This window comes from Streptomyces sp. NBC_00572, from assembly GCF_026341815.1.
In the GTDB taxonomy this organism is placed as follows: Bacteria; Actinomycetota; Actinomycetes; order Streptomycetales; family Streptomycetaceae; genus Streptomyces.
This window is the reverse complement of sequence record NZ_JAPENX010000001.1, coordinates 5,710,856-5,733,674: the sequence shown is the minus strand read 5'-3', so window position 1 is coordinate 5,733,674 and position 22,819 is coordinate 5,710,856. Positions and strand designations below refer to the sequence as shown.

General features: G+C 71.9%; 22 protein-coding genes and 1 riboswitch. Of the genes, 6 read left to right on the top strand and 16 right to left on the bottom strand.

Annotation, left to right across the window (positions count from 1 at the left end):
• The first annotated feature begins 4 nt into the window (after positions 1-4).
• The 5 genes from OG514_RS26260 to OG514_RS26240 are packed head-to-tail and all read left to right on the top strand — an operon-like array spanning position 5 to position 5,173.
• Positions 5-964, top strand: a complete 960-nt coding sequence (locus tag OG514_RS26260; RefSeq protein ID WP_266898906.1) for an STM4015 family protein — start codon at positions 5-7, stop codon at positions 962-964.
• On the top strand, positions 961-2,118 hold the full coding sequence (locus OG514_RS26255; RefSeq protein WP_266898904.1) for an STM4014 family protein: 1,158 nt from the start codon (positions 961-963) through the stop codon (positions 2,116-2,118). Before OG514_RS26260 ends, OG514_RS26255 begins: the two co-directional genes overlap by 4 nt.
• An 11-nt stretch (positions 2,119-2,129) precedes the next feature.
• Positions 2,130-2,951, top strand: a complete 822-nt coding sequence (locus OG514_RS26250; protein WP_266900969.1) for an STM4013/SEN3800 family hydrolase — start codon at positions 2,130-2,132, stop codon at positions 2,949-2,951.
• Positions 2,948-4,285 carry an STM4012 family radical SAM protein gene (locus OG514_RS26245; protein ID WP_266898902.1) on the top strand — a complete coding sequence of 446 codons (1,338 nt, stop codon included), beginning with the start codon at positions 2,948-2,950 and terminating at the stop codon, positions 4,283-4,285. Before OG514_RS26250 ends, OG514_RS26245 begins: the two co-directional genes overlap by 4 nt.
• Before the next feature lie 9 nt (positions 4,286-4,294).
• Complete coding sequence (locus OG514_RS26240) at positions 4,295-5,173, top strand: STM4011 family radical SAM protein (protein ID WP_266898900.1); 879 nt, start codon at positions 4,295-4,297, stop codon at positions 5,171-5,173.
• On the opposite strand, the gene OG514_RS26235 is transcribed toward OG514_RS26240, so the two are convergent.
• Together OG514_RS26235 and OG514_RS26230 are read right to left on the bottom strand one after the other, a co-directional pair.
• On the bottom strand, positions 5,160-5,954 hold the full coding sequence (locus tag OG514_RS26235) for an SGNH/GDSL hydrolase family protein (protein ID WP_266898898.1): 795 nt from the start codon (positions 5,952-5,954) through the stop codon (positions 5,160-5,162). The two genes, OG514_RS26240 and OG514_RS26235, sit on opposite strands and share 14 nt — an antisense overlap.
• A 165-nt stretch (positions 5,955-6,119) precedes the next feature.
• Positions 6,120-7,088: a LysM peptidoglycan-binding domain-containing M23 family metallopeptidase gene (locus OG514_RS26230; protein ID WP_266898896.1), complete on the bottom strand. Its 969-nt coding sequence runs from the start codon at positions 7,086-7,088 to the stop codon at positions 6,120-6,122.
• Positions 7,089-7,092: 4 nt separating this feature from the next.
• A riboswitch (cyclic di-AMP (ydaO/yuaA leader) is annotated at positions 7,093-7,280 on the bottom strand.
• A 360-nt stretch (positions 7,281-7,640) separates the two neighbouring features.
• Between OG514_RS26230 and OG514_RS26225 the strand changes: the two genes are divergently transcribed.
• Positions 7,641-8,462: a tyrosine-protein phosphatase gene (locus tag OG514_RS26225; protein WP_266898895.1), complete on the top strand. Its 822-nt coding sequence runs from the start codon at positions 7,641-7,643 to the stop codon at positions 8,460-8,462.
• Positions 8,463-8,469: 7 nt separating this feature from the next.
• On the opposite strand, the gene OG514_RS26220 is transcribed toward OG514_RS26225, so the two are convergent.
• The 14 genes from OG514_RS26220 to OG514_RS26155 all read right to left on the bottom strand — a co-directional run bounded on the left by OG514_RS26220 (position 8,470) and on the right by OG514_RS26155 (position 22,800).
• A complete protein-coding gene (locus OG514_RS26220) occupies positions 8,470-8,625 on the bottom strand; it encodes a DUF6126 family protein (RefSeq protein WP_266898894.1) in 156 nt (51 codons plus the stop codon).
• A 32-nt stretch (positions 8,626-8,657) separates the two neighbouring features.
• Positions 8,658-9,314: a helix-turn-helix domain-containing protein gene (locus tag OG514_RS26215; protein WP_266898893.1), complete on the bottom strand. Its 657-nt coding sequence runs from the start codon at positions 9,312-9,314 to the stop codon at positions 8,658-8,660.
• Positions 9,315-9,388: 74 nt separating this feature from the next.
• Positions 9,389-10,774, bottom strand: coding sequence for an aspartate aminotransferase family protein (locus tag OG514_RS26210; RefSeq protein WP_266898891.1), 1,386 nt, complete (start codon positions 10,772-10,774; stop codon positions 9,389-9,391).
• Positions 10,775-10,796: 22 nt separating this feature from the next.
• On the bottom strand, positions 10,797-11,819 hold the full coding sequence (gene hpnH, locus OG514_RS26205) for an adenosyl-hopene transferase HpnH (RefSeq protein ID WP_266898889.1): 1,023 nt from the start codon (positions 11,817-11,819) through the stop codon (positions 10,797-10,799).
• Between the two features lie 7 nt (positions 11,820-11,826).
• A complete protein-coding gene (locus tag OG514_RS26200) occupies positions 11,827-12,498 on the bottom strand; it encodes a 1-hydroxy-2-methyl-2-butenyl 4-diphosphate reductase (RefSeq protein WP_266898887.1) in 672 nt (223 codons plus the stop codon).
• On the bottom strand, positions 12,498-14,507 hold the full coding sequence (shc, locus tag OG514_RS26195; RefSeq protein WP_266898885.1) for a squalene--hopene cyclase: 2,010 nt from the start codon (positions 14,505-14,507) through the stop codon (positions 12,498-12,500). Before shc ends, OG514_RS26200 begins: the two co-directional genes overlap by 1 nt.
• A gap of 107 nt (positions 14,508-14,614) precedes the next feature.
• Complete coding sequence (locus OG514_RS26190) at positions 14,615-15,715, bottom strand: polyprenyl synthetase family protein (RefSeq protein ID WP_266898883.1); 1,101 nt, start codon at positions 15,713-15,715, stop codon at positions 14,615-14,617.
• Complete coding sequence (gene hpnE, locus OG514_RS26185) at positions 15,712-17,112, bottom strand: hydroxysqualene dehydroxylase HpnE (RefSeq protein WP_266900968.1); 1,401 nt, start codon at positions 17,110-17,112, stop codon at positions 15,712-15,714. The genes OG514_RS26190 and hpnE overlap by 4 nt, the downstream gene beginning before the upstream one ends.
• 142 nt (positions 17,113-17,254) lie before the next feature.
• Entirely contained in the window at positions 17,255-18,205 is a 951-nt protein-coding gene (gene hpnD / locus OG514_RS26180) for a presqualene diphosphate synthase HpnD (protein WP_266898881.1), read from the bottom strand.
• Entirely contained in the window at positions 18,202-19,113 is a 912-nt protein-coding gene (gene hpnC, locus OG514_RS26175) for a squalene synthase HpnC (RefSeq protein ID WP_266898879.1), read from the bottom strand. The genes hpnD and hpnC overlap by 4 nt, the downstream gene beginning before the upstream one ends.
• Positions 19,114-19,424: 311 nt before the next feature.
• Positions 19,425-20,072: a TetR/AcrR family transcriptional regulator gene (locus OG514_RS26170; RefSeq protein ID WP_266898877.1), complete on the bottom strand. Its 648-nt coding sequence runs from the start codon at positions 20,070-20,072 to the stop codon at positions 19,425-19,427.
• A gap of 109 nt (positions 20,073-20,181) precedes the next feature.
• Positions 20,182-20,985, bottom strand: a complete 804-nt coding sequence (locus OG514_RS26165) for an ABC transporter ATP-binding protein (RefSeq protein WP_266898875.1) — start codon at positions 20,983-20,985, stop codon at positions 20,182-20,184.
• A complete protein-coding gene (locus OG514_RS26160; RefSeq protein WP_266898873.1) occupies positions 20,978-21,907 on the bottom strand; it encodes an ABC transporter permease in 930 nt (309 codons plus the stop codon). Before OG514_RS26160 ends, OG514_RS26165 begins: the two co-directional genes overlap by 8 nt.
• 47 nt (positions 21,908-21,954) lie before the next feature.
• Positions 21,955-22,800, bottom strand: coding sequence for a glycosyltransferase family 2 protein (locus OG514_RS26155; protein WP_266900967.1), 846 nt, complete (start codon positions 22,798-22,800; stop codon positions 21,955-21,957).
• Positions 22,801-22,819 lie beyond the last annotated feature (19 nt).

The following is a 22,819-nucleotide window of genomic DNA, read 5'->3' as shown; positions in this document are numbered from 1 at the left end:
AGTCATGACCGTTGGCCACTACATCGAGGAATTCCACGGCCTGCCCGTGTTCCACTTCCCGGACACGGACACGGAGATCGAGCTGCCCGACGCCGCGGCCGTCGCCTGGCGGCTCTCCTCGCCGACCTACTGCGAGGACGACGACGAGCAGTGGGGTGCGCGGTTCGAGCGGTTCCTGAAGACGGTCGACGTGGGCCGGGTGCGCGCCCTGGTCGTCGGCGGCTGGGACGAGGCGTACGAGAACTCGTCGGCCGACATCGTCACGGCGCTCATCGCCGCCAACAACCGGTTCACCACCCTGGAGGCGGTCTTCCTCGGCGACATGGCGGGCGAGGACTGCGAGATCTCCTGGATCATCCAGTCCGATGTGACCCCGCTGCTCGCCGCCTACCCGGCCCTGCGGGAGTTCGGGGTCCGCGGTGGCACGAACCTCGTCTTCCCCTCGATCCGGCACACCGGTCTGGAGAGCCTGGTCGTGGAGACCGGCGGTCTGGGTGCCGAGGTCGTTCGCGGGATCGTGGGCAGTGACCTGCCCGCCCTGGAGAAGCTGGAACTCTGGCTCGGCACCGACGAGTACGGCGGCGACAGCACGGCGGACGACCTCGCGCCGCTGCTCTCGGGCGCGGCGTTCCCCGCCCTTCGCTCGCTCGGGCTGCGCAACAGCGTGATCCAGGACGCCGTGGCAGCCGCCGTGGCGGGCGCCCCCGTCCTCGCCCGGATCGAGCGGCTCGACCTGTCGATGGGCGTCCTCACGGACGAGGGCGCGGCGGCCCTGCTCGACGGACAGCCGCTGACCCACCTCACTCACCTCGACCTCTCCCACCACTACCTGTCGGAGGACATGCGCTCGCGCGTGCTCGCCGCGCTCGCCCCGCACGGCGTGGTCGTCGACCTCGACGACCCGCAGGAGGCGGACGACGAGGAGGACGGCCGGGTCTGGCGGTACGTCGCGGTCGCCGAATGACCGCCCGCCCGCGCCTCGTGGTCGTCGGCGATCCGGCGGGTCGCCGCGTCGCGTTCTTCCAGGACGCGCTGCGGACCGCCGGGCTGCCCGAGGCGCGGGTGGTGTCCTGGCCCGAGGTCCTGCACGGCCGGGCACGGTTCGCGGAGGGCGAGACCGTACGCCTGGACTCGCCCGGGGAGGATCCGGAGGCCGACCGGCTCCTTCGGGAGGTCGACGATCCGGCCCGGGTCGAGGGCACCGGCCGCTGGTACGAGCGGTTCGTCGCCGCCACCGCGGATCTCGCCCGGTCGGTCACCGAGGCGGGCGCTGTTCTCGTGGACGACCCCACCGAGCTCGCGGCCCTGTTCGACAAGCGGCTGAGCCACGGCCTGCTCCACGCGGCCGGGGTGGCGGTGCCCGAGTCGCCGACCTCCGGTCCCTCCGCCCCGGCCGTGCGCGGCTGGGAGGACGTCAAGTGCCTGACCGCCGAGTCCGGTCTGCGCCGGTTCTTCGTGAAGCTCGCGCACGGCTCCTCCGCTTCGGGAGTGCTCGCGGTCGAGACGAACGCCGCCGGCCGGGTCCAAGCCACCACCTCGGTGGAGCGCGGGCCGGACGGGCCCCTCTTCAACTCCCTTCGGGTCCGCCGCTACACGAGCGAGCACGAGGTCGCCGCGATCGTGGACGCCCTCGCCCCGGACGGTCTGCACGTCGAGCGGTGGCTGCCCAAGGCCGCCCAGGGCGGCCGGGCGGCCGACCTGCGGGTGGTGGTGATCGACGGCCGGGCCACCCACGCGGTGCTGCGCACCAGCCGCTCCCCCATGACCAATCTGCATCTGGGCGGCACCCGGGGCGACCTCGACGCGGCCCGGGCCGCGATCGCCGGGGCCGGCGCCCGGTGGTCGGACGCGCTCGACGTGTGCGAGCGGGCCGCCGCCGTCTTCCCCGGTACCCGGTGCGTCGGCGTCGACCTGCTGCCCGCCACGGGCTGGCGCCGCTTCGCCGTGGGCGAGGTCAACGCGTTCGGCGATCTGCTGCCGGGCCTCACGGGCCTGCCCGGCAGCGGTGCCGAGGGCCTCGACACGTACGCGGCCCAGGTCGCCGCCCAGTTCCCGGACAGCCGTACCCCGCACACCACCACCCGCATCACCCGCACCACAGGAACGAGCACCGCGTGAACCAGCCCGACATGAACACGATCGTCGGGAGCCACGATCTGCTCCTGGTCACCCTCGACACGCTGCGGTACGACGTGGCGGTCGAGCTCGCGGCCGAGGGCCGCATCCCGAACCTGGCCCGTCATCTGCCCGGCGGCGTCTGGGAGCGGCGGCACGCGCCCGGCAGCTTCACCTACGCCTCCCACCAGGCGATCTTCGCCGGTTTCCTGCCGACCCCGGCCACTCCGGGCCCACACCCGCGCCTGTTCGCGGCGCGCTTCGCGGGCAGTGAGTCGACCGCCGACGGCACCTACGTCCACGACACCCCGGACCTCGTGTCCGCTCTCGCGGGCGAGGGCTACCGGACGGTCTGCGTCGGCGGCGTCGGCTTCTTCAACAAGCAGCCGCCGCTCGGTTCCGTGCTCCCCGGCCTCTTTCAGGAGAGCCACTGGGAGCCCGCGTTCGGTGTCGCCTCCCCGACCTCCTTCGAGTCCCAGGTGACCCGCGCCGAGGAGGTCGTCGCCGGTCTCCCGCACGAGCGGCGGCTCTTCCTCTTCGTCAACGTGTCCGCCCTGCACCAGCCCAACTGGTTCCACCTGCCGGACGCCACCCGCGAGGCCGGCGACTCCCGGGCCACCCACGCGGCCGCCCTCGAGTACGTCGACCGGCACATCGGTCGGCTCTTCGCCGCGATGAGCAGCCGCCGCCCGTGCTTCGCGATCGTCTGCTCCGACCACGGCACCGCGTACGGGGAGGACGGCCACACCGGGCACCGGCTCGGCCACGAGGTCGTGTGGACCGTCCCGTACGCGCAGTTCGAGCTCGCGGGCCCGGAGCGGGAGGCCGTGGCATGAGCGACGGCACCGTCCCGCGTCCGTACCGGAGCTATGTCTACGCCTATCCGCACAAGACGGCGTACCGGCCGCTCCCCGACCCGGCGCCCTCCCTCGCCGCGCTCTGGCGGGACGAGCCGAAGGACGCGCTCTCCCTCTACGCGCACATCCCGTTCTGCGAGGTCCGCTGCGGCTTCTGCAACCTCTTCACCCGGATCGGCGCCCCCGACGAGCTGACCACGCGCTACCTCGACGCCCTCGACCGCCAGGCCACGGCCGTCCGCGAGGCCCTCGGCGACGAGGCTCCCGTGCGGTTCGCGACGGCCGCGTTCGGCGGCGGCACGCCCACCTTCCTCACCGCCGGCGAGCTGGAGCGGCTCTGCGACATCGCCGAGAAGCGGATGGGGGTGGATCTGCGGGCGGTGCCGCTCTCCGTGGAGACCTCGCCCGCGACGGCGACCGCCGACCGCCTCGCCCTGCTCGCCGATCGGGGCGCGACCCGGCTCAGCATCGGGGTGCAGAGCTTCGTGGAGGCCGAGGCACGGGCCGCCGTCCGCCCGCAGCGCCGCGCCGACGTCGAATCGGCGCTCGGCCGGATCCGGGACACCGGCGTCCCGGTCCTCAACATCGACCTGATCTACGGCATCGACGGCCAGACCGAGGAGTCCTGGCGCTCCTCGCTCGACGCCGCACTCGCCTGGCGCCCGGAGGAGCTGTACCTCTATCCGCTGTACGTCCGGCCGCTCACCGGTCTCGGCCGGATCTCCCCCGCCGCCGACCGGGAGTGGGACGAGCAGCGACTGCGCCTCTACCGGTGCGGCCGGGACCACCTCCTCGCGCACGGCTACGAGCAGGTGTCGATGCGGATGTTCCGGCGGACGGACGCCGCACCGCTCGGCCCCGACGACTACGCCTGTCAGACGGACGGGATGATCGGCCTGGGCTGCGGGGCCCGCTCGTACACCTCGGCCCTCCACTACTCCTTCGACTACGCGGTCGACATGCGGGAGATACGCACGATCATCGACGCCTACACGGAGACCGCGGACTTCTCACGGGCCGAGGTCGGCCGGTGGGTCGACGCCGACGAGGCCCGCCGCCGCCATCTGCTCCAGTCGCTGCTCCAGGCCGAGGGCATGCCGGTCGCCGGTTACGAGGAGCGGTTCGGTACCTCGCCGTTCGTGGACTTCCCGGCGGAACTGGGCCGGTTCGAGGCGTTGGGCTGGCTGGACGAAGGGGCACCGGAAGGGCTCGTGCGGCTGTCGCCGGAGGGGCTCGCCCACTCGGACGGCCTCGGCCCCGAGCTCTTCTCCTCCTCGGTGCGGGCCGCGATGGCCGCGTACGAGCCGAAGTAGAGGGCGCACATGGACCTGACGCTCCTCTACCGCGGGCCGCTCTCCTCCTGCGACTTCGACTGCCCCTACTGTCCCTTCGCCAAGCGCCGGGACAGCCGGGAGCAGCTGCGCGCCGACCGGGCAGCGCTCGAACGGTTCACCGGCTGGGCCGCCGCGCAGACCGGGGACCGGCTGCGGATCCTCTTCACCCCGTGGGGCGAGGGGCTGGTCCGCTCCTGGTACCGGCGGGCGCTCGTCGAGCTGTCCCGCCTCCCGCACGTCGAGCGGGTCGCGATCCAGACCAATCTGAGCTGCCGGACCGACTGGCTGGCGGAGGCGGACCCGGAGAGCGTGGCGCTCTGGTGCACGTACCACCCCGGGCAGACGCCGTACGAGCGCTTCCTCGCCAAGTGCGGGGAGCTGACCGAGCGGGGCGTCCGCTTCAGTGTCGGCGTCGTCGGGCTTCCCGAGCACGCGGAGCACGCCCGGCGGCTGCGGGCCGAACTGCCGCCGCACGTCTACCTCTGGGTGAACGCGGCGGAGGGGCACACGTACACCGACGCGGAGGCCGCGGAGTGGACGGGGATCGACCCGCTCTTCCCGTACAGCCGTCATCCGCACCGCTCGGCGGGGCTGCCCTGCCGGACCGGGGAGTCGGTGATCTCGGTGGACGGCGAGGGGACGGTGCGGCGCTGCCATTTCGTCAAGGCCGAGCTGGGGAACCTGTACGACGGCTCGTACCGCTCCGCCCTGCGCCCCCGCGCCTGCCCCCTCGCCCTCTGCGACTGTCACATCGGCTACGTCCACCTGGAGACGCTGCCGCTGTACGACGTGTTCGCCGGCGGGGTCCTGGAGCGGATCCCCGCCGTCGTACACCCGCCGGCCGGCCCCGGAACTACAGGGGCATGAGGTCGGGGCGCTTCGCCTCGACGTGGTCGCCGGAGCTCTCGCCCCGCAGCCGGCGCCCGATCCACGGCACGAGGTACTCCTTCGCCCAGTGGATGTCGTCGCGCCGCACCTCCAGCGGGCCGCGCGGGGGCTCCGGCGGCCACGCCTGGTCCGGGTCGGCCGGCACCGGAAGGCCGAGGACCTGGGCGGCGCGCAGGGCCACCCGGGTGTGTCCCTCGGCCGAGAGGTGCAGCCGGTCGTCGTCCCAGGCGCGCCGGTCCTGCACGGACTTCAGGGACCACAGGTCGAGGACCGGGCAGTCGTAGCGGTCCGCGATGGAGCGGACGTGGGCGGTGTAGGTGGCGATCTTGCCGCGCAGATGCTTGAGCACGGGCACGTCGCGGGTGTCGAAGCCGGTGGTCACCATGACGGTGCCGACGGCGGAGGTCAGATCGGCGACGGCCCGCTCGAAGCGCTCGGCGACGTCGTCGGGGTCCGTGCCGGGGCGGATGATGTCGTTTCCGCCGGCGCAGAAGGTCACCAGGTCGGGGGCGAGTTCCTTCGCCCGGGGGACCTGTTCCGCCACGATCTGGTCGAGGAGGCGTCCGCGTACGGCCAGATTGGCGTAGCGGAAGCCGTCGTGCTCCGGCAGCTGGTCGGCGAGCAGCACCGCGAAGCGGTCCGCCCAGCCGACGTACGTCCCGTCGGGCCCGGGGTCTCCGACACCTTCGGTGAAGCTGTCACCGATCGCCGCGTACGACCCGAATGCGTTCTTGTCTCTTGATCTCGAATCGTCTGCCACGGGAGCACATCCTTCCCTTTCGGATGTGACCTACGCGACCGTAAGGAGGGGTTGACGCTGGGTGACATATGCCACCGATAAAGAATTTGCCAAGCCGGAATAGAGCGGGAACACGCCGGAGGCCCGGCACGCCTGCGTGCCGGGCCCCCGAGTGACGACGGGGCGTCAGATGTTCACGCCGTGCGAACGCAGGGCGGAGATCGGGTCGATGTCGGAGCCGTACTCCGGCCCGGTGCGCATCTCGAAGTGCAGGTGCGGTCCGGTGACGTTGCCGGTCGCGCCGGAGAGACCGATCTGCTCTCCGCCGCTCACGGTCTGGCCGGCGGAGACGGAGATCGAGGAGAGGTGGGCGTACTGCGAGAAGGTGCCGTCGGCGTGCTGGATGACGACCTGGTTGCCGTACGCGCCGCCGTCGCCGGCGGAGTAGACGGTGCCGGGGCCGACCGCGACGATCGTGGTGCCGGTGGAGGCCATGAAGTCGACACCGGTGTGGTAGCCGGAGGACCACATCGAGCCCGCGGCGCGGTACGGGGTGGACATGCCGCCGCTGACGGGGGCGAACCAGCCGGAGGCGGAGGTCGCGCCGGCCGACGAGGAGGAGCCGGACGACTGGGTGCTCGCGGCCGGGGCGGCGGCGCGCTCGCTGCTCCGGGAGGCGCGCGCGGTGTCGCCGTTCTTCGCGGAGCTCTTGGGGGCGGCGGCCTTGGCGGTGCTCTTCGGCGCGGCGGCCTTGGCGGTGCTCTTGGCGCCGAGGGTGAGCTTCATGCCCGGCAGGATGAGCGAGGGGTTGTCGCCGACGACCTGGCGGTTGTCCGCGTACAGCTTCTTCCAGCCACCGGTGAGGTCGTGCTCGGCGGCGATCTTCGACAGGTAGTCGCCACGCACGACGGAGTACGTCTTCGGCGCGGCCTTCGTGGTGGTGGGCGCGGCCTTGGCGGAGGCGGGGGCCTTCACCTGGGCGGCGGCGGTGACGGCCTGGCCGGGAGCGGTGGCCGGGGCGGCCTGCTCGGCGGCGTGGGCGCCGGTGGCACCGAGGAGCGGGAGGGCGACGACGGCGCCTCCCGTACCGGCGGCGGCGATTCCGCGGGTGAGGCGGTTGGACTTGATGCGGCGGTGCTTACCCTTCGCGGGCATGGCGAATTCCTCTCCGGCGCCTGCGAGGTGAGCTGTCGGGTTCGGACTGGAGATGCCCGGCCGCGTTCTCACGCGGCTTCACCCCAAGCCGTCCTGCGTCGCGGGACCGGCGTACTTCCTGGGTCCCCCGCTCCTGCCACGCATGGGATGAGTGGAATTCCGGACGGTGGCAGGATTCGGCGGTCCGACCGGATTGACGGTGACGCTAGACGAGCGGGGTCTGCGCGAACAAGCCAATGATTTCCAACGGCTTTCCCCGTACGGCCTTTCACCCGGAATTCCGGTCACCCTCCGTGGATGACGGGCCCTCGATCTCCTTTTTCCGTACGGCAATTGCTCCGGGCCGACGGCCACGATCCGTCACTTCTATGACCCTGCTCACGCGCTCGGGCCCATCTCGCCCGTAAACAGGGCGCGTTACACACAACGCCTCAATTCGGACAGATCCCCCATTCCCGTCCAGGGGGGTGCGTCATCGCGGCCCCACCTGGATGATTGCCCCCGGAGCCGATCGCGCATCGGGCATCCGAACGTCGACCATCAGGAGCATCCGTGACGCAGCAGCTGCCGCAGGTCCCGCCCATCGAAGCGAACGAACCCGAGCTGGCCGAGGTCCGCAACTTCCGGGACGTGGGCGGCCTGCCGACGACGGACGGGCGTGCCGTGCACCCCGGCCGCCTCTTCCGCAGCGGCCACCTCGCCCACGCCACCGAGGAGGACGTCGTCTTCCTCGACTCGCTCGGACTGCACACCGTCTTCGACTTCCGGAACCTGGTCGACCGGAAGGTCGAGGGCCAGGACGTGGACCTCCCCGGCGTGCGGAACGTGAACATACCGCTCAGCGATCCGGCCGCGGGCAAGGAGTTCTGGAAGCTGGTCCGCGAGGGCGACATCGAGCAACTGCGGGAGCTCCTCGGCGACGGCAAGGCCGCGACCCGAATGTCCGACTCGTACCGGAAGATGATTGTCGAGCGGACCGAGGAGCACAGCCGGGTCCTGCACTCCATGGCGGAGGACAGCCTCCCCGCCCTGATGCACTGCGCCGCCGGCAAGGACCGCGCCGGGCTGTCCATCGCGATCACCCTGCTCGCCCTCGGGGTCGAGCGGGAGGCAATCGAGGCCGACTACGTGAAGTCGAACGCCCCGCACCGCCGCTACAAGGTGCGCCGCAGCTCCACCGACCCGGACGCGATGTCGCCCGAGGTGATGGAGCTGCTGAGCCCGCTGTTCGACGCGCGGGTGGAGTACCTGCGGGGCGCCTTCGAGACGATCGAGGCGACCTGGGGCTCGGTGGACGCCTACCTCACGGAGGGTCTGAAGCTCTCTCCGGAGACCCGCGAGCGCCTGCGGGAGCGGCTCCTCACCGAGGCCTGAGCGGGATCTACTGGTTCTGCCCGCCCAGCATGAAGAGCAGGTAGAGGAAGCCTGCGAAGAGGTGCCCGGCGATCAGATAGGCGAAGAGGCGGAGGACGAGACCCTTGGGGAACTTGCCTTCCCCGCGCTCCTCGCCAGTGACGGTTCGTGACTTCTCGGACATCTCGGTCTCTTTCCTGGAAGAGGCGGGCAGGGTCAGCGCCGGTGCGGGGTCCCGTCGCCGAGACACAGCTCGGCGACGGGGCTCTGCATCAGGGTGTGGACGAAGAGGAGCTCGGCCCCACCGGGGGTCGCGGCCCCGATCCGGTGCGGGGTGAGCGAGTCGAAGTGCGCACTGTCCCCGGGATCGAGGACATGGACGGCCTCGCCGAGCGAGAGCCGCACCCGGCCCTCCAGGACGTGGATCCACTCCTCGCCCGGGTGGACGCGCACGATGTCGGCCCGGGTGGCGTACGGCACGTGGACCCGCAGGCACTGCAGGGCGCGTCCGGCGCCGCCCACCTGGCGGTAGATCCAGCCGTCGGCCTCGACGGGTTCGGAGCGGCCGGCCCGGACGACGGGGTCGCGCTCGGACAGCGTCTCGCCGAGGAGCTCGGAGACCGTCGTACCGTAGATACGGGCGAGGGCGAGCAACATCGGAAGCGAAGGCTGCCGGTTCCCCGTCTCCAGACGCGAGAGGTGGGCCGGCGAGAGGCCGGCCCGCTGGGCTGCGGCCTCCAGGGTGAGCCCCCGGCGGCGGCGCAGGGCCCGCAGCTGCGGGGCGACGTCGGGCAGGGCGCCGGAGGTGGCGACGTCGGGCGGGACGCCCGGGGTGGCGGGGTCCGGGGAGGCTTCCCCGGGGACGTGGTCCATGCGTCCATTCCGCCAGGAACGTGCCTCTGAGGCAAGTTTCTTGCCTCAGAGGCAAAAGTTCGGCTTTCGCACGGTCAGCGCTGCGCGACCGCCTGCTTGACCAGGGTCTTCCCGAAGTCCCACATCAGCCCGCCACCGCCGTGGGCCTCGTCCATGACCGCCGTGAAGGCGGTGACGAACCGGTCCACGTCGGCCTCGTCGATGACCAGCGGCGGGATCAGCTTGATCACCTCCAGGTGGTCCCCGGAGACCTGGGTGAGGATCCGGTGCCGCTGGAGCAGCGGGACGACGACCATCTGGGCGAAGAGGCCCTTGCGGGCCGCCTGGAGCATCGTCCAGCGCCCGCGCAGCCCCAGCGAGGACGGCCGGCCGAACTCGATCCCGATCATCAGCCCGCGCCCGCGGACCTCGTGGAGCAGCTCGTACCGGGGCACGAGCTCCTTCAGTCGCCCGGAGAGCAGGTCGCCGATCCGGCGCGCGTGCGCGACCGTCCCCTCGTCCTCCATGACGGCGAGGACGGCGAGCCCGGCCGCCATGGCCTGCGCGTTCGATCCGAAGCTCGCCGAGTGCACCAGGACTCGGTCCATCGACGAGTAGACCTTCTTGAAGATCCAGTCCTTGCCGAGGGTGGCGCCGACCGGCACGTAGCCGCCGGAGAGCGCCTTGGCGACACAGACGAGATCCGGTTCGACCCCTTCCTCGTGCTGGTACGCGTAGAAGTCGCCGGTCCTGCCGAGGCCGGTCTGCACCTCGTCGGCGATGAGCAGCGCGCCGTGCCGGTGCAGCAGCTCCTGCGCGGCGCGCAGGAAGCCGGGCGGCGCCTCGTGGACGCCCTTGCCCTGGATCGGCTCCACGACGAAGGCGGCCACGTCGCCCCGGCGCAGCTCCCGCTCCAGGGCGTCGAGGTCGCCGAGCTCGATCGCCGTGTCGGGCAGCAGCGGGGCGAAGCCGTCCCGGAAGCCGTTCTCGCCGTTGACGGAGAGGGAGCCGGTGGTGAGCCCGTGGAAGGCGTGGGTGCAGTAGACGACCCTGGGCCGCCCGGTGGCGTACCGGGCGAACTTGAGGGCGGTCTCCACGGCCTCCGTGCCGCTGTTGCCGAAGAAGACCCGGTCGAGGTGCGGGCTGTGGGCGAGCAGCCGCTCGGCGAGGAGTCCGGGCAGCGGCTGGCAGTCGAAGCGGGTGAGGTCGGCGAGCTGGGCGTCCAGCACGTCGTGGAGGGCCTTGCGGACGACGGGGTGGTGTCGTCCGAGGCCCATCACGCCGAAGCCGGCGAGCATGTCGAGGTGGTCGGCGCCGTCGGCGTCCCAGAAATGGGCGCCCTCGGCCCGCTCGTACACCTTGTCGAAGCCGATGGTGTGGAGCATGCGCGGCAGCTGGTGGTTGAGGTAGCGGGCGTGCAGCTCGTACCGCTCGCCGCCGCGCTCGGCCAGCAGCGCCCGCAGGTCGAACTCGCCGCTCATCGCCCGCTCTCCTTCCCCGCTCTCACGCGCTGTTCCCGGAGACTGTCTCCCTGATCGCACGCAGGGACTCCTTGAGGGACCCCATGGTGGCGAGGACGGCGGTGGGTTCGTAGCCGCAGTGCGCCATGCAATTGGCGCAGCGCGGGTCCTTTCCGCGGCCGTACTTGTCCCAGTCGGTGTCCTCGACGAGTTCGCGGTACGTGGGGACGTATCCGTCGCTCATCAGATAGCAGGGGCGCTGCCAGCCGAAGAGCGAGTAGTTGGGAATGGCCCAGGCCGTGCAGGGGAAATCGGCCTTTCCTTCGAGGAAGTCCAGGAAGAGCGGCGAGTGGTTGAGGCGCCAGCGGCGCCGGTTTCCGCCGGCGAAGGCCTTCTTGAAGAGTTCGCGGGTCTGCTCGACGCCGAGGAAGTGTTCCTGGTCGGGGGCCTTCTCGTACGCGTACGCGGGCGAGATCATCATCTCGTCGACCTGGAGGTCGTCGTTGAGGTAATTGAGCACCTCGATGATGGTCTGCGGTGTGTCGGTGTTGAAGAAGGTCGAATTGGTGGTGACGCGGAAACCGCGCCGCTTGGCCTCCTTGATGGCCGCCACCGCCTCGTCGAACACGCCTTCCTTGGCGACGGATTCGTCGTGCCGCTCACGCAGGCCGTCGATGTGCACGGCGAACGCGAAGTACGGCGAGGGCGTGAACTTGTCCAGCTTCTTGCGGAGCAGCACCGCGTTGGTGCACAGGAAGACGTACTTCCTCTTCGCCATCAACTGGCGCACGATCTCGTCGATCTGAGGGTGCATCAGGGGCTCGCCGCCCGCGATGGACACCATGGGCGCGCCGGACTCCAGGACCGCGCCGACGGCCTGTGCGACCGGCATGCGCTGCTTGAGGACACCCGCCGGGTGCTGGATCTTTCCGCAGCCCTCGCACGCGAGGTTGCAGGCGTAGAGCGGCTCCAGCTCGACGATCAGCGGAAACTTGTCCCGCTTGCGGAGCTTCTGTTCGATGAGGTAGGTCCCGACCCGGATGGACTGACGGAGCGGCATGGCCATAACTCGCTCACCTCCTGGGGAGCAGCAAAGAACGGTGCCATTCGAAGAATGCGGGAAGGACGGCACGAAGAACACGGAAGGCCGATATTCCCCCGCGTACCGTGCCGATCCGTACCAGTTCATGTTCTGGAGCGTCCACGACCACTCGGACGGCCGCAACCGGGCGGGCGGCCGGCTCGCCGTCCGGCCCGGGACCGCCGCGAGCGGTGCCGAGCGTCGCCGCGGACTCCATGTCGACGGCGATGGCGCCGGTGGCCCGCAGCGCGGCCCGCTCGGGGCCGCGCACCACATGGTCGGAGCCGGTCAGCGGCCCGGTGTGGACGGCCCGCCCGGGCACGGCCCTGACCAGGGCCTTCACCAGGAGCTCGGTCCCGGTGCAGGAGATCGTGCCGTCGGGACCGCGGGTCTCGTCGGCGACGATCAGGTCCCCCGGGTGCATGCCGGGGGCGAGTCCGGCGCAGAAGCCGGAGGCGATGACGGCGGCGTCCCGCCATCCGTGCTCGCCGAGGGCCCGGGAGACGGCCCGACGGGCCTTGTCCGGCCCCATGCCCGTACGGAGCACGGTGACGGGCCCGGGGGCGCCGGCGCGGTCCCCGGTGCGCAGGGCGAGCTGCTCGATGCCGAGGGCGCAGGCGATCAGCAGCGGCGGTGGGGCGCCGGGGCCCGGCTCGCGCCCCATCAGCGGGCCTTGCCGGGCGAGGGCTCCCCGTGCAGGTAGCGTCCGAGCGCCGTGAGCGGGAAGACCTGACGGTAGAGGTGGTAGTTGATCGAGAAGTCCCAGGGGAAGCCGGTGCCCGTGAAGTACGGCTCGTCCCAGGAGCCGTCCTCGCGCTGGGTCTCGGCCAGCCAGGCGACGCCCCGCCGGACGGGTTCGGAGTCCCGCTCGCCGGCCGCGAGGAGCGCGATCAGCGCCCAGCCGGTCTGGGAGGCGGTGGAGGCACCGCGCCCGATCCACGCCTCGTCGTGGTACGAGCGGAGGTCCTCGCCCCAGCCGCCGTCCTCGTTCTGGACGGACCCGAGCCAGCGGACGGCCCGGCGGATCGCCGGATGGGAGACGGGCAGCCCGGCCGCGGTGAGCGCGGGGAGCACGGACCCCGTGCCGTACACGTGGTTGACGCCCCAGCGGCCGAACCAGGCGCCGTTCGGCTCCTGTTCGGCGAGCAGCCAGTCGATTCCCCTGCGGGTACGGGGATCCCGGGCCAGTCCCTCGAAGGCGAGCATCTCCACCACGTGGGCGGTGACGTCGACGGAGGGCGGGTCGATCACCTCGCCGAAATCGCAGAACGGCAGCTTGTTGGGGAGGGCACTGGTGTTGTCGGCGTCGAAGGCGCCCCAGGCGCCGCCCTTCGACTGCATGCCGAGCGTCCACCGCGCGCCCCGGGCGACGGCCGCCTCCAGCCGGTCGGGGTCGGGGTGCCTGACCCGGCGGAGGGCGAGGAGCACCTCGGCGGTGTCGTCGATGTCGGGGTAGTTGTCGTTGTGGAACTCGAACGCCCAGCCGCCCGGGGGCAGTCCGGGCCGCCGCACGGCCCAGTCCCCGGTCCGGGTGATCTCCTCGTCGAGCATCCAGTCGACGGCCTTCACCAGGGCCGGGTGGTCGGGTTCGAGCCCCGCGTCGGCGAGCGCGATGGTGGCGAGACAGGTGTCCCAGACGGGCGACTGGCAGGCCTCGATCATCCGCGAGCCGTCCTCGCGCCACACGGCGAACCGGTCGAGCGATTCGAGTCCGGCCCGCATGACGGGGTGCTGGAGGTCGTAGCCGAGGAGATGGAGGGCGATGACCGAGTAGACGGCGGGGGGCTGGATGCCGCCCCAGCAGCCGTCGTTCTCCTGGCGCTCGATGATCCAGCGCGCGGCCTGGTTCATCGCCGTCCTGCGCAGGGCGCGCGGCGCCACCCGGCGGTAGCCGTGCAGTGCCTTGTCGAGGCGCTGGAAGAGCCCGTCCCAGCCGGTGGCCGGGGCGAGCGGCCTGGGCGGGTTGGGCAGGGCCGGATCGGTGTGCAGCTCGTCGAGCGGGAAGGGCGCGGGGCGGACCGGGCGCTTGGCGGAGACCACGGTGAGCGGCACGATGGTCTGCCGGGCCCAGCAGCCGAAGTCGTAGATGTTGAGCGGGAACCACTTGGGCAGGAAGATCAGCTCAGGGGGCAGCTCGGGCAGGTCCTCCCAGCGCCACCAGCCGAAGAGGGAGAGCCAGATCCGGGTGAAGACCCTGGCGGCGGCGATCCCGCCCCCGGTGCGGACCCAGGCGGCGGCGCGGGCCATGTGCGGGGCCTCGGGCAGGTCTCCGGCGAGCCGCAGGGCGACATAGGCCTCGATGGTGGCGGAGAGCTCGCCGGGTCCGCCGTAGAAGGTGGCCCAGGCGCCGTCCTCGCGTTGCTGCCGGCGGATGTGGAGGGCCGCGGCGCGGGTGGTGTCGGCGTCGAGGATGCCCAGGAACTGGCGGAGGAGGAGGTCCTCGGCGTCCATGGTGACGTTGGTCTCCAGGTCGCCCTTCCACCAGCCCTCGGGGTCCTGTCGGGCGAGCAGGTGCCCGACGGCCCGTTCCGCCGCCCGCGCGGCGGCCCCGTCGAGGCCGGGCGCGGCGGTCCCGCCGAGCCCCGACGCGAAGGCGTCGGTGTCGTTCGTCTTGCTGGCCGCGGCTGCCCGGGGGCCCATGGCCCCGGCGCTTCCGTCGGTCGTCGCTGTCATGGCTTCCCCTTTGCGCAGTCGGTAACTTCTGCTTCTACGGGTCTGCCGTCGGCCGGCGCCGCGTGGCACCGGCCGGCGACCGCGAACTCATATCAGGGTGATGGTGATCATCTCTTCCGTACGACCACGAAGTCGGCCAGCGCGGTGAGCTGCGCCCGCACGCGGGCGGGCATGTCCACCTCGTCCAGGGCCTCGATCGCGATCGCGTGCTGACGGCGGGCCTCCTGGGAGGTCCACTCGCGTCCTCCGGCCTCCTCGATGAGGGCCGCGCGGGTGGCGAACTCCTCCTCGGAGAAGGTGTCGAAGTCGTTGGACTTGGCGTCCGCGGCAAGCAGTTCGCCGAGCCGCTCGGAGGCCTCGCCGCCGGCGGCGAGGGCGGCGACGACCGGCAGGGACTTCTTGCGCTGGCGCAGGTCGCTCCAGGTCTGCTTGCCGGTGGCCTCCGGGTCGCCCCAGATGCCGAGCAGGTCGTCGACGGCCTGGAAGGCGAGCCCGAGGTGGTACCCGTACTCCTCCAGCTTGTCGGCGGTCCGGTCGTCGGCACCGCCGAGGACCGCACCGATGGAGACGGCGCAGGCGAGCAGGGCGCCCGTCTTGTTGCCCTCCATCTCCAGGCACTCCTCGACGGTGACCCGCTCGCGGTGCTCGTAGGAGATGTCCTGCGCCTGGCCGTCGATGAGCTTGCGGCTGGCGGTGGTGAGCCTGCGGGTCGCCCGGCCGGCCTCCACCGTGCCGAGCTCCAGCAGGATCTCGTTGGCCAGGGCGAACAGGGCGTCGCCGACCAGGATGGCCTGCGCGGGGCCGTGCACCTTCCACACGGTGTCGCGGTGGCGGCGCTGCTCGTCCCCGTCCATCAGGTCGTCGTGCAGCAGCGAGAAGTTGTGGACGAGCTCCACGGCGACGGCGCCGGGGACCCCGACCTCGGGGGCGACGCCCGCGGCCTCGGCCGACAGCAGGGCGAGCGCGGGACGGACGGCCTTGCCGCTGTCCCCCTCCGTGGGGTTGCCCTGCGCGTCGATCCAGCCGAAGTGGTAGGCGGCCACGGTGTCCATGGGCGGCGCGAGGCGGTCGACGGCCGCCCGCAGTACGGGGGTGGACAGGGTCCGCCCCCGCTCCAGCAGTGCGGACACGTCCGCGGTGTCGACGGCCGGATTACCCGGCGGCACAGTCGGCACGGTCTCTCCTCTTGTTCCGGTACTCACACTCATGCCGCCTCCTGCAGCGGATGGTCATGGCGGCGGCCGAGGGCGGAGAGCGCTGCGCCCGCGGCGCTGAAACCACTGCGGACGGCACCCTCCATGGTCGCGGGCCAGCCGGTGGCGGTCCAGGCCCCGGCCAGGAAGAGCCCCGGTGCCTGGGTGCGGGCGCCGGGGCGGAGCCGGCCGACGCCCGGGGTGGGGGCGAACGTGGCCGTCCGCTCCCTGGTGACGAAGAAGTCGCGGATCCCGGCGCCGCGGGTGGCGGGCAGCAGCCGCTCCAGCTCGGGGAGGTACTTCGCGCGCAGGGCGGCGACGGGTTCGTCGATCTCGTCCTGGGCGGCGGACTGGGAGACGGCGAGGTACTGGCCGCCGCCGGTGAGCCCGGAGGAGTCGGTGCGGTCGAAGACCCACTGCACCGGGGAGCCGAGGGCGGTGAAGAAGGGCCGCTTCAGCACCTTGCGGTCGTAGACCACGTGCAGGTTGAGAATGGGCGCGGTGGCGATGTCGAGGAGCCGGTCGGGGTCTTCGAGTGCGCCCTCGGGCAGCAGGCCGTGGGTCTCCTCCTGCGGGACGGCGAGGACGACGGCGTCCGCCGTGATCGTCTCGCCGGGTACGTCGACGGCCCAACGTCCGTCGTCGGTACGGGAGATCCGCTCGGCCTTGGTACGGAGGACGGTGCGCACCCCGAGGGCGTCGAGTTCCTTCGCGGCCCGGGTGTCGTGGAGTTCGCCGAGCGGGACGTGGGCCCAGCCGATGTCCGCGGCGCCGGGCTCGGAGAGGAGGCCGGTCTTGAAGACCATCGCGGCGAGGCCCATGGAGGCCTGCGGGGCGGGGGCGTTGAGGGTGGGGATGCCGACGAGGTCCCAGAGGGCGTCGACGGTCCGCGGGGACTGGCCGTGCCTGCCGAGCCAGGTGGCGAAGTCGATGCCGTCGAGCGCCGGGTCTGCGGGGTCGAGCTTCTTCAGGGCGAGCGCGGCGCGGCCGACGGAGGCCCGCTCGGCGAGGGAGAGGTGCGGGTACGTGGCGAGGCTGCGCGCCAGGTGCAGGGGTACGGGGAGGTTGTCGCGGCGGATCCGGCCGAGCCGCGGTCCGCGCGGGTGCCCGACGTCGAGGACGGGAACGTCGAGGCGGTCCTGGAGCGGGGCGAGCCGGGCGGCGTCGACCCGGTCGAGGAACCAGCGGTAGGCGGTGCAGCAGCGGAGGTAGACGTGCTGGCCGTTGTCGACGGTGAGGTCGCCCCGGCGGAAGGAGAAGGCGAGGCCGCCGAGCCGGGGCCGGCCTTCGAGGAGGGTGACGCCGACGCCGGCGTCGGCGAGCTGGAGCGCGGCGGTGATCCCGGCGAGCCCGCCGCCGACGACGACGGCGTGGGGCTGCCGGGTGTGCTCCCCGGTTCCTTCCTGGGTCACACGGCCTCCGTTCGGGTCGTCGCGGGCAGCGCCGGTGCGGGCCGGCTCGCCATGGTCGGGGTCGCGGCAGCCGGAGCCGCCGACGGCAGGGACGCCGGTACGGTGCCCGAGGTTGCCCGGCGGGCGGGGGCGTACGGGCTCATCAGGCACGCCCCCTGACGGCGCGCCGGGCGATGTGGCGGGTGTCGAGGCCGGAGAGGCCGCGCACCGCGACGTACGCCTTCTCCCGGCCCGGCAGCGAGACGCGGCCGCGCAGCACGGCCTCGGGGTCGCGTTCGATCCGGTCGAGGAGGCGGCGGTAGATGCCCGCCATGGCGGCGACGCAGGCGCCGCTGCGCCGGTCGAGCATGGGCAGCAGCCGGTAGCCCTCGGCGAACAGGGCGCGGGCGCGCCGCACTTCGAAGTGGACCAGCCCGGCGAAGTCGGCACCGGCGGGCGGGGTCTCGCTGCCGAAGCCCTCGCCGCAGCCGAACTTGGCCAGGTCGTCGGCGGGCAGATAGGTCCGCCCGTTCCCTGCGTCCTCGCGTACGTCCCTGAGGATGTTGGTGAGTTGGAGCGCGAGGCCCAGGGTGTCGGCGTATTCGGGGGCGCGGTCGGCGCCCGGGGCGCCGGGCTGGGTGCCGAAGACGCCCAGGGAGAGCCGGCCGATCGCGCCGGCGACGCAGCGGCAGTAGACCTTGAGGTCGTCCCAGGTCTCGTAGGTCGCGCCGTGGACGTCCATGAGGACGCCGTCGATGAGTTCGTCGAGGCCTTCGAGCGGGATCGGGAAGCGGCGGGCCGAGTCGGCGAGGGCGACGGCGACGGGGTCCGTGTCGTCCTCGTCGATCCCGCCGGCGCGGATCCGGTCGAGCAGGGCGCGGGTGGCCTCCAGGCGCTCCCGCTTGGCCTCGGGCGCGAGGGTGCCGTCGCCGATGTCGTCGACGCGCCGGGAGAACGCGTACAGCGCGGACATCGCCTGGCGCTTCTCGGTCGGCAGCAGCCGGATTCCGTAGGCGAAGTTCCGTGCCTGCTGTCCGGTGACCGCCTCGCAGTAGCGGTAGGCGGCCTGGACCGGTGCGGACGGCTGGGGCTGTGCCTCCACGGTCGCGCTCACCCCTCTCTCCGCGCCCGGAGCAGAACCGCTCCTGCCTGGCGCATCAGGCTCGGCTTGGTGGACTTCGGTGGTCCGGTCAGCACGTCGTATCCGGCGTCGGTGATCGCGTCGAGTGCCGCGTGTCCGCCGCCGGTGAAGCCCGCCAGGAGCAGCCGGAGCCGGCCGTGGACGCTGCCGACGAGCGGGGCGCCCGCGTGGAGCAGGTCGCGGGCCCGCTCGGCCTCGAAGGCGATCAGGGCGCGGACGGAGGCGCCGGCGGTGGGCCGGGCGAGGTCGCTCTCGGTGACGTGGAACCGCTTGAGGTCCTCGGCGGGAAGGTAGATCCGGTCGTTGCCGAGGTCCTCGGCGACGTCCTGGAGGTGCTCGACGATCTGGAGGGCGGTGCAGATCTCGTCGGAGCGCCGGATCCGCTCGGGGGTGTCGGTGCCGGTGATCGCGAGGACGAGCCGGCCGACGGGATTGGCGGAGAGCTCGCAGTACGCGAGGAGGTCGTCGTACGTCTCGTAGCGGCTGACCTGCTGGTCCTGGCGGTTGGCGGCGATCAGGCCGAGGAAGGGCTCGGGGGTGAGCCCGCACCGCAGCACGGTCGGCCGGAGGGCCTGGAGGAGCGGGTGGCGGGGGGTCCCGTCGAAGACGCGGCGGAGGTCGGCCTCGAAGGCGTCGAGGAAGGCGAGCCGGTCCCGCGCCGTCTCGGGGTCGAGCCCGAGGTGGCGGGCGTCGGCGCCGCCGGGGGCGAGGTCGCCGTCTCCGATGTCGTCGACGAGGCGGGCGAAGCCGTAGACGGCCATCAGGTCGTCGCGCCAGGCCCGGGGCAGGAAGAAGGGGGCCACGGGGAAGTTCTCGTCCGCGGCCTTGCCGAGGGTGGCGCGCGAGGAGGCGTCGGTGCGCGCCTGCCGGGTTTCCGTCACAGGTCACTGCCCGACGGAGGGACGGCGAGACCCTCGTGGAGCTGGAGATTCTGCGTCATGGCCGTCACGTCTCCCGTTCTACACTGCCGAGTCAATCCATCCTATTTCGGACACGCCGCCGACCCCTGCCCGTAGAGCCGCCGCCGGAGGCCCGATGGCCGTGGGGTATCGCCCTACTTGCCGCGAAACAGACCGGTCCAGCTTACGTTGTACGACGGCCGTCGCCATTCGGGGGTGCCGGGCACCCCGGACCTCACTCGTACGGGTCGTCAACCCTCCTGCACCGCAAGGAAGTTCGGCTCCACAGGAGCTCAGAGAGCGCGCGTTCCGGAGACGACCATGGCGAGGGTGGTCTCGACGACGGCGTTCCTTCGCTGTGCGGGAAGGCGCCGAAGAGGCCCGTCGAGCAACAGAAGTGACAGTCCGTGCACGGCCGACCACGCTGCGGCACCGGCGGCGGGTCGGACGGTCGGGTGCGCGGTGCCGACGCGGGCGAGGGCCTCCAGGGCTTCCCGGAGCAGGGTGAACGCGCGGATCTCGGGCTCGGGCGCCTGCCGCCCCGACATCGGCTCGTCCGCCTCCGCCGGGCGGGGCACGCAGAAGGCAGCCCGGTAGAGGCCGGGCTGGTCGACGGCGAAGCCGACGTACCCCCGGCAGAGGGCGGCGAGCCGGCGCTCCGCCGCGAGGGCCGGGTCGTCGGCGCCCGGCTCGCGGCCCGCGGCCCGCTCCATGGCGTCGGCGAGCACGCACTGGGCGTGGCTCCTGACGGTGCGGAGGAGTTCGCCCCGTCCGTCGAAGTGCCGGTAGGCGGCGGTGGGCGAGACGCCGACCCGGCGGGCCGCCTCGCGCAGGACGACCCGTTCGGGGCCGCCCTCGGTGGCCAGGTCGACGGCGGCACAGATCAGCGCGTTGCGCAGATCGCCGTGGTGGTAGGTCTTTCCCCCCGAGATCGCTGGCATGGCCTCATCCTGCCCGATGTTGCCAGCATGAACATTCCAGGTGGGGCGCGACGCGCGGAAAACGGAACCGCCCCCACCGGAAGGTGGGGGCGGCTCTCGGGGTTCGGAGTCAGCGGGCGGTCTCCCGCTCGTACGCCTTGAGGACCTCGTCCGTGGGGCCGTCCATCAGGAGCTGCCCCTTCTCCAGCCAGAGCACCCGGTCGCAGGTGTCCCGGATGGACTTGTTGCTGTGGCTCACCAGGAAGACCGTGCCGGCCTCCTTGCGGAGCTCGCGGATGCGCTCCTCGGAGCGGATCTGGAACTTGCGGTCACCGGTCGCCAGCGCCTCGTCGATGAGGAGGACGTCGTGGTTCTTGGCGGCGGCGATGGCGAAGCGGAGCCTGGCGCCCATGCCGGAGGAGTACGTGCGCATGGGCAGACTGATGAAGTCGCCCTTCTCGTTGATCCCGGAGAAGTCGACGATGCCCTCGTAGCGCTCGCGGACCTCCTCGCGGCTCATGCCCATCGCGAGGCCGCCCAGGATCACGTTGCGCTCGCCGGTGAGGTCGTTCATGAGGGCCGCGTTGACGCCCAGGAGCGAGGGCTGGCCGTCCGTGTAGACCTTGCCGCTCTCGGTGGGGAGCAGCCCGGCGACGGCGCGCAGCAGCGTGGACTTGCCGGAGCCGTTGGAGCCGATGAGGCCGATGGCCTCGCCGCGGTAGGCGGTGAAGGTGACGCCGCGGACGGCGTGGACCTTGCGGACGCCCCGGTTGACCTCGGCCTTGCCGCGGCCGACGATCCGGCTGAGCGCCGCGGTGGCGCTGCCCTTGCCACCGCCACCGGTGTTGACCCGGTAGACGATGTGGACGTCGTCGCAGATGACGGTGGGAACCTCGGACCGGTTCGTGTTCGCGTTCGTGTTCGTGTCAGCCACGGCCGTACTTCTCCTCGGCCTTCCAGAAGTAGACGAAGCCGCCGATGCCGAAGACCACGGCCCAGGCGAGCGCTGTCATCCAGACGTGCGCGGGCAGGTTCTCGGAGCCGTAGCCGTCGATGAGGGCGTAGCGGATGAGGTCCATGTAGATGGCCGCCGGGTTGTACATGAGGATGTCGGCGATCCACGCGGGCTTGTCGGCCAGCATCGTGCGGAGCGAGAACATCACGCCGGACGCGTACATCCAGGTGCGCATCACGAACGGCATCAGCTGTGCCAGGTCGGGGGTCTTGGAGCCCATCCTGGCCATGATCATGGCCAGTCCGACGTTGAACACGAACTGGAGGAACAGTCCCGGGATCACCAGCAGCCACCGGAGGGAGGGGTAGCTGCCGAACGAGACCACGATCGCCACGAGCACGATCATCGAGTACAGCAGCTGCTGGAGCTGCTGGAGCGAGAAGGAGATCGGCAGCGAGGCCCGGGGGAAGTGCAGGGCCCGGACCAGGCCCAGGTTCCCGGAGATCGCCCGGACGCCGGCCATGACCGAGCTCTGGGTGAAGGTGAACACGAAGATGCCGGTGACAAGGAACGGGATGTAGACGTCCTTGCTCATTCCCTGACTCGCGCCCAGGATGAGCCCGAAGATCAGGTAGTAGACCAGGGCGTTCAGCAGCGGGGTCGCCACCTGCCACACCTGGCCGAGCTTCGCCTGGCTGTACTGGGCGGTCAGCTTCGCCGAGGAGAAGGCCATGATGAAGTGGCGCCGGCTCCACAGGTCACGGACGTACTCGAACAGTCCGGGCCTGGCGCCGCTGACCGAGAGGCCGTACTTGGCGGCCAGCGCGGCCGGCGTCAGGCCCTGGTCGACGGACGGGGGCGCGCTCGTCGCGACCGCCCCGCCCTGCTGTGTGTCACTCACAAGTCGAAACTTTCGTGTTCAATGCGCGGCACGTCGGTACCACGATGTCAGACGACCGGGGGGCGACCCAGCCGGGTCAGCCGCCACACCGTACGCCACCTCATGGGGCGGCGCGGTCCGCAGGGGGTCTTCCAGCCTTCGCGGAATCCGCCGAACCATGCCTTCAGGGCGGAGAGCGAGGGCCGACGGGCCAGGGTGAGCAGGAGCCAGACGCCGAGATACACCGGCACCAGGGGCGCGGGCAGATTGCGGCGTGCCAGCCAGACTCGGTTGCGGGCCACGTTGAAGTGGTACGAGGCGTGCCGGGAGGGCGCTGTGGTGGGGTGCAACAGCACCATGTCCGAACGGTAGTCGATCATCCAGTCGGCGTCGAGCGCGCGCCAGGCGAGGTCGGTCTCCTCGTGCGCGTAGAAGAACTCGCCCGGCAGATCGCCCACTTCGGCGAAGACCTTGGTGCGGACGGCGTTGGCGCCGCCGAGGAAGGTCGTCACCCGGGAGGAGCGCATCGGGTCGGAGGCGCGGAGCCTCGGGACGTGCCGGCGCTGGGTGATCCCGGTCTCCGGATCGGCGATCCGGAAGGTGATGATGCCGAGCCGCGGGTCGGCCGTGAAGGCCTGCCGGACCAGTTCGGCGGTGTCCGCGTGGGCGAGCAGCCCGTCGTCGTCGAGGAAGAGCAGGACGTCGACGTCGGTGCCGCCGGGGCCGAAGGCCTCGATGCCCACGTTCCGGCCGGCGGGGATGCCGACGTTCTCCGGAAGATCGACGGTCCGCACCCAGTCGGGCACCCCGGCGACCGGGGTGCCCTGTCCGACGACGACGACCTCGATCCGGTCGCCCTCCTGCTTGGCGACCGAGTCGATGAGCGCGCGCAGGTCGTCGGGGCGGTTGCCCATCGTGATGACGACGGCTCCC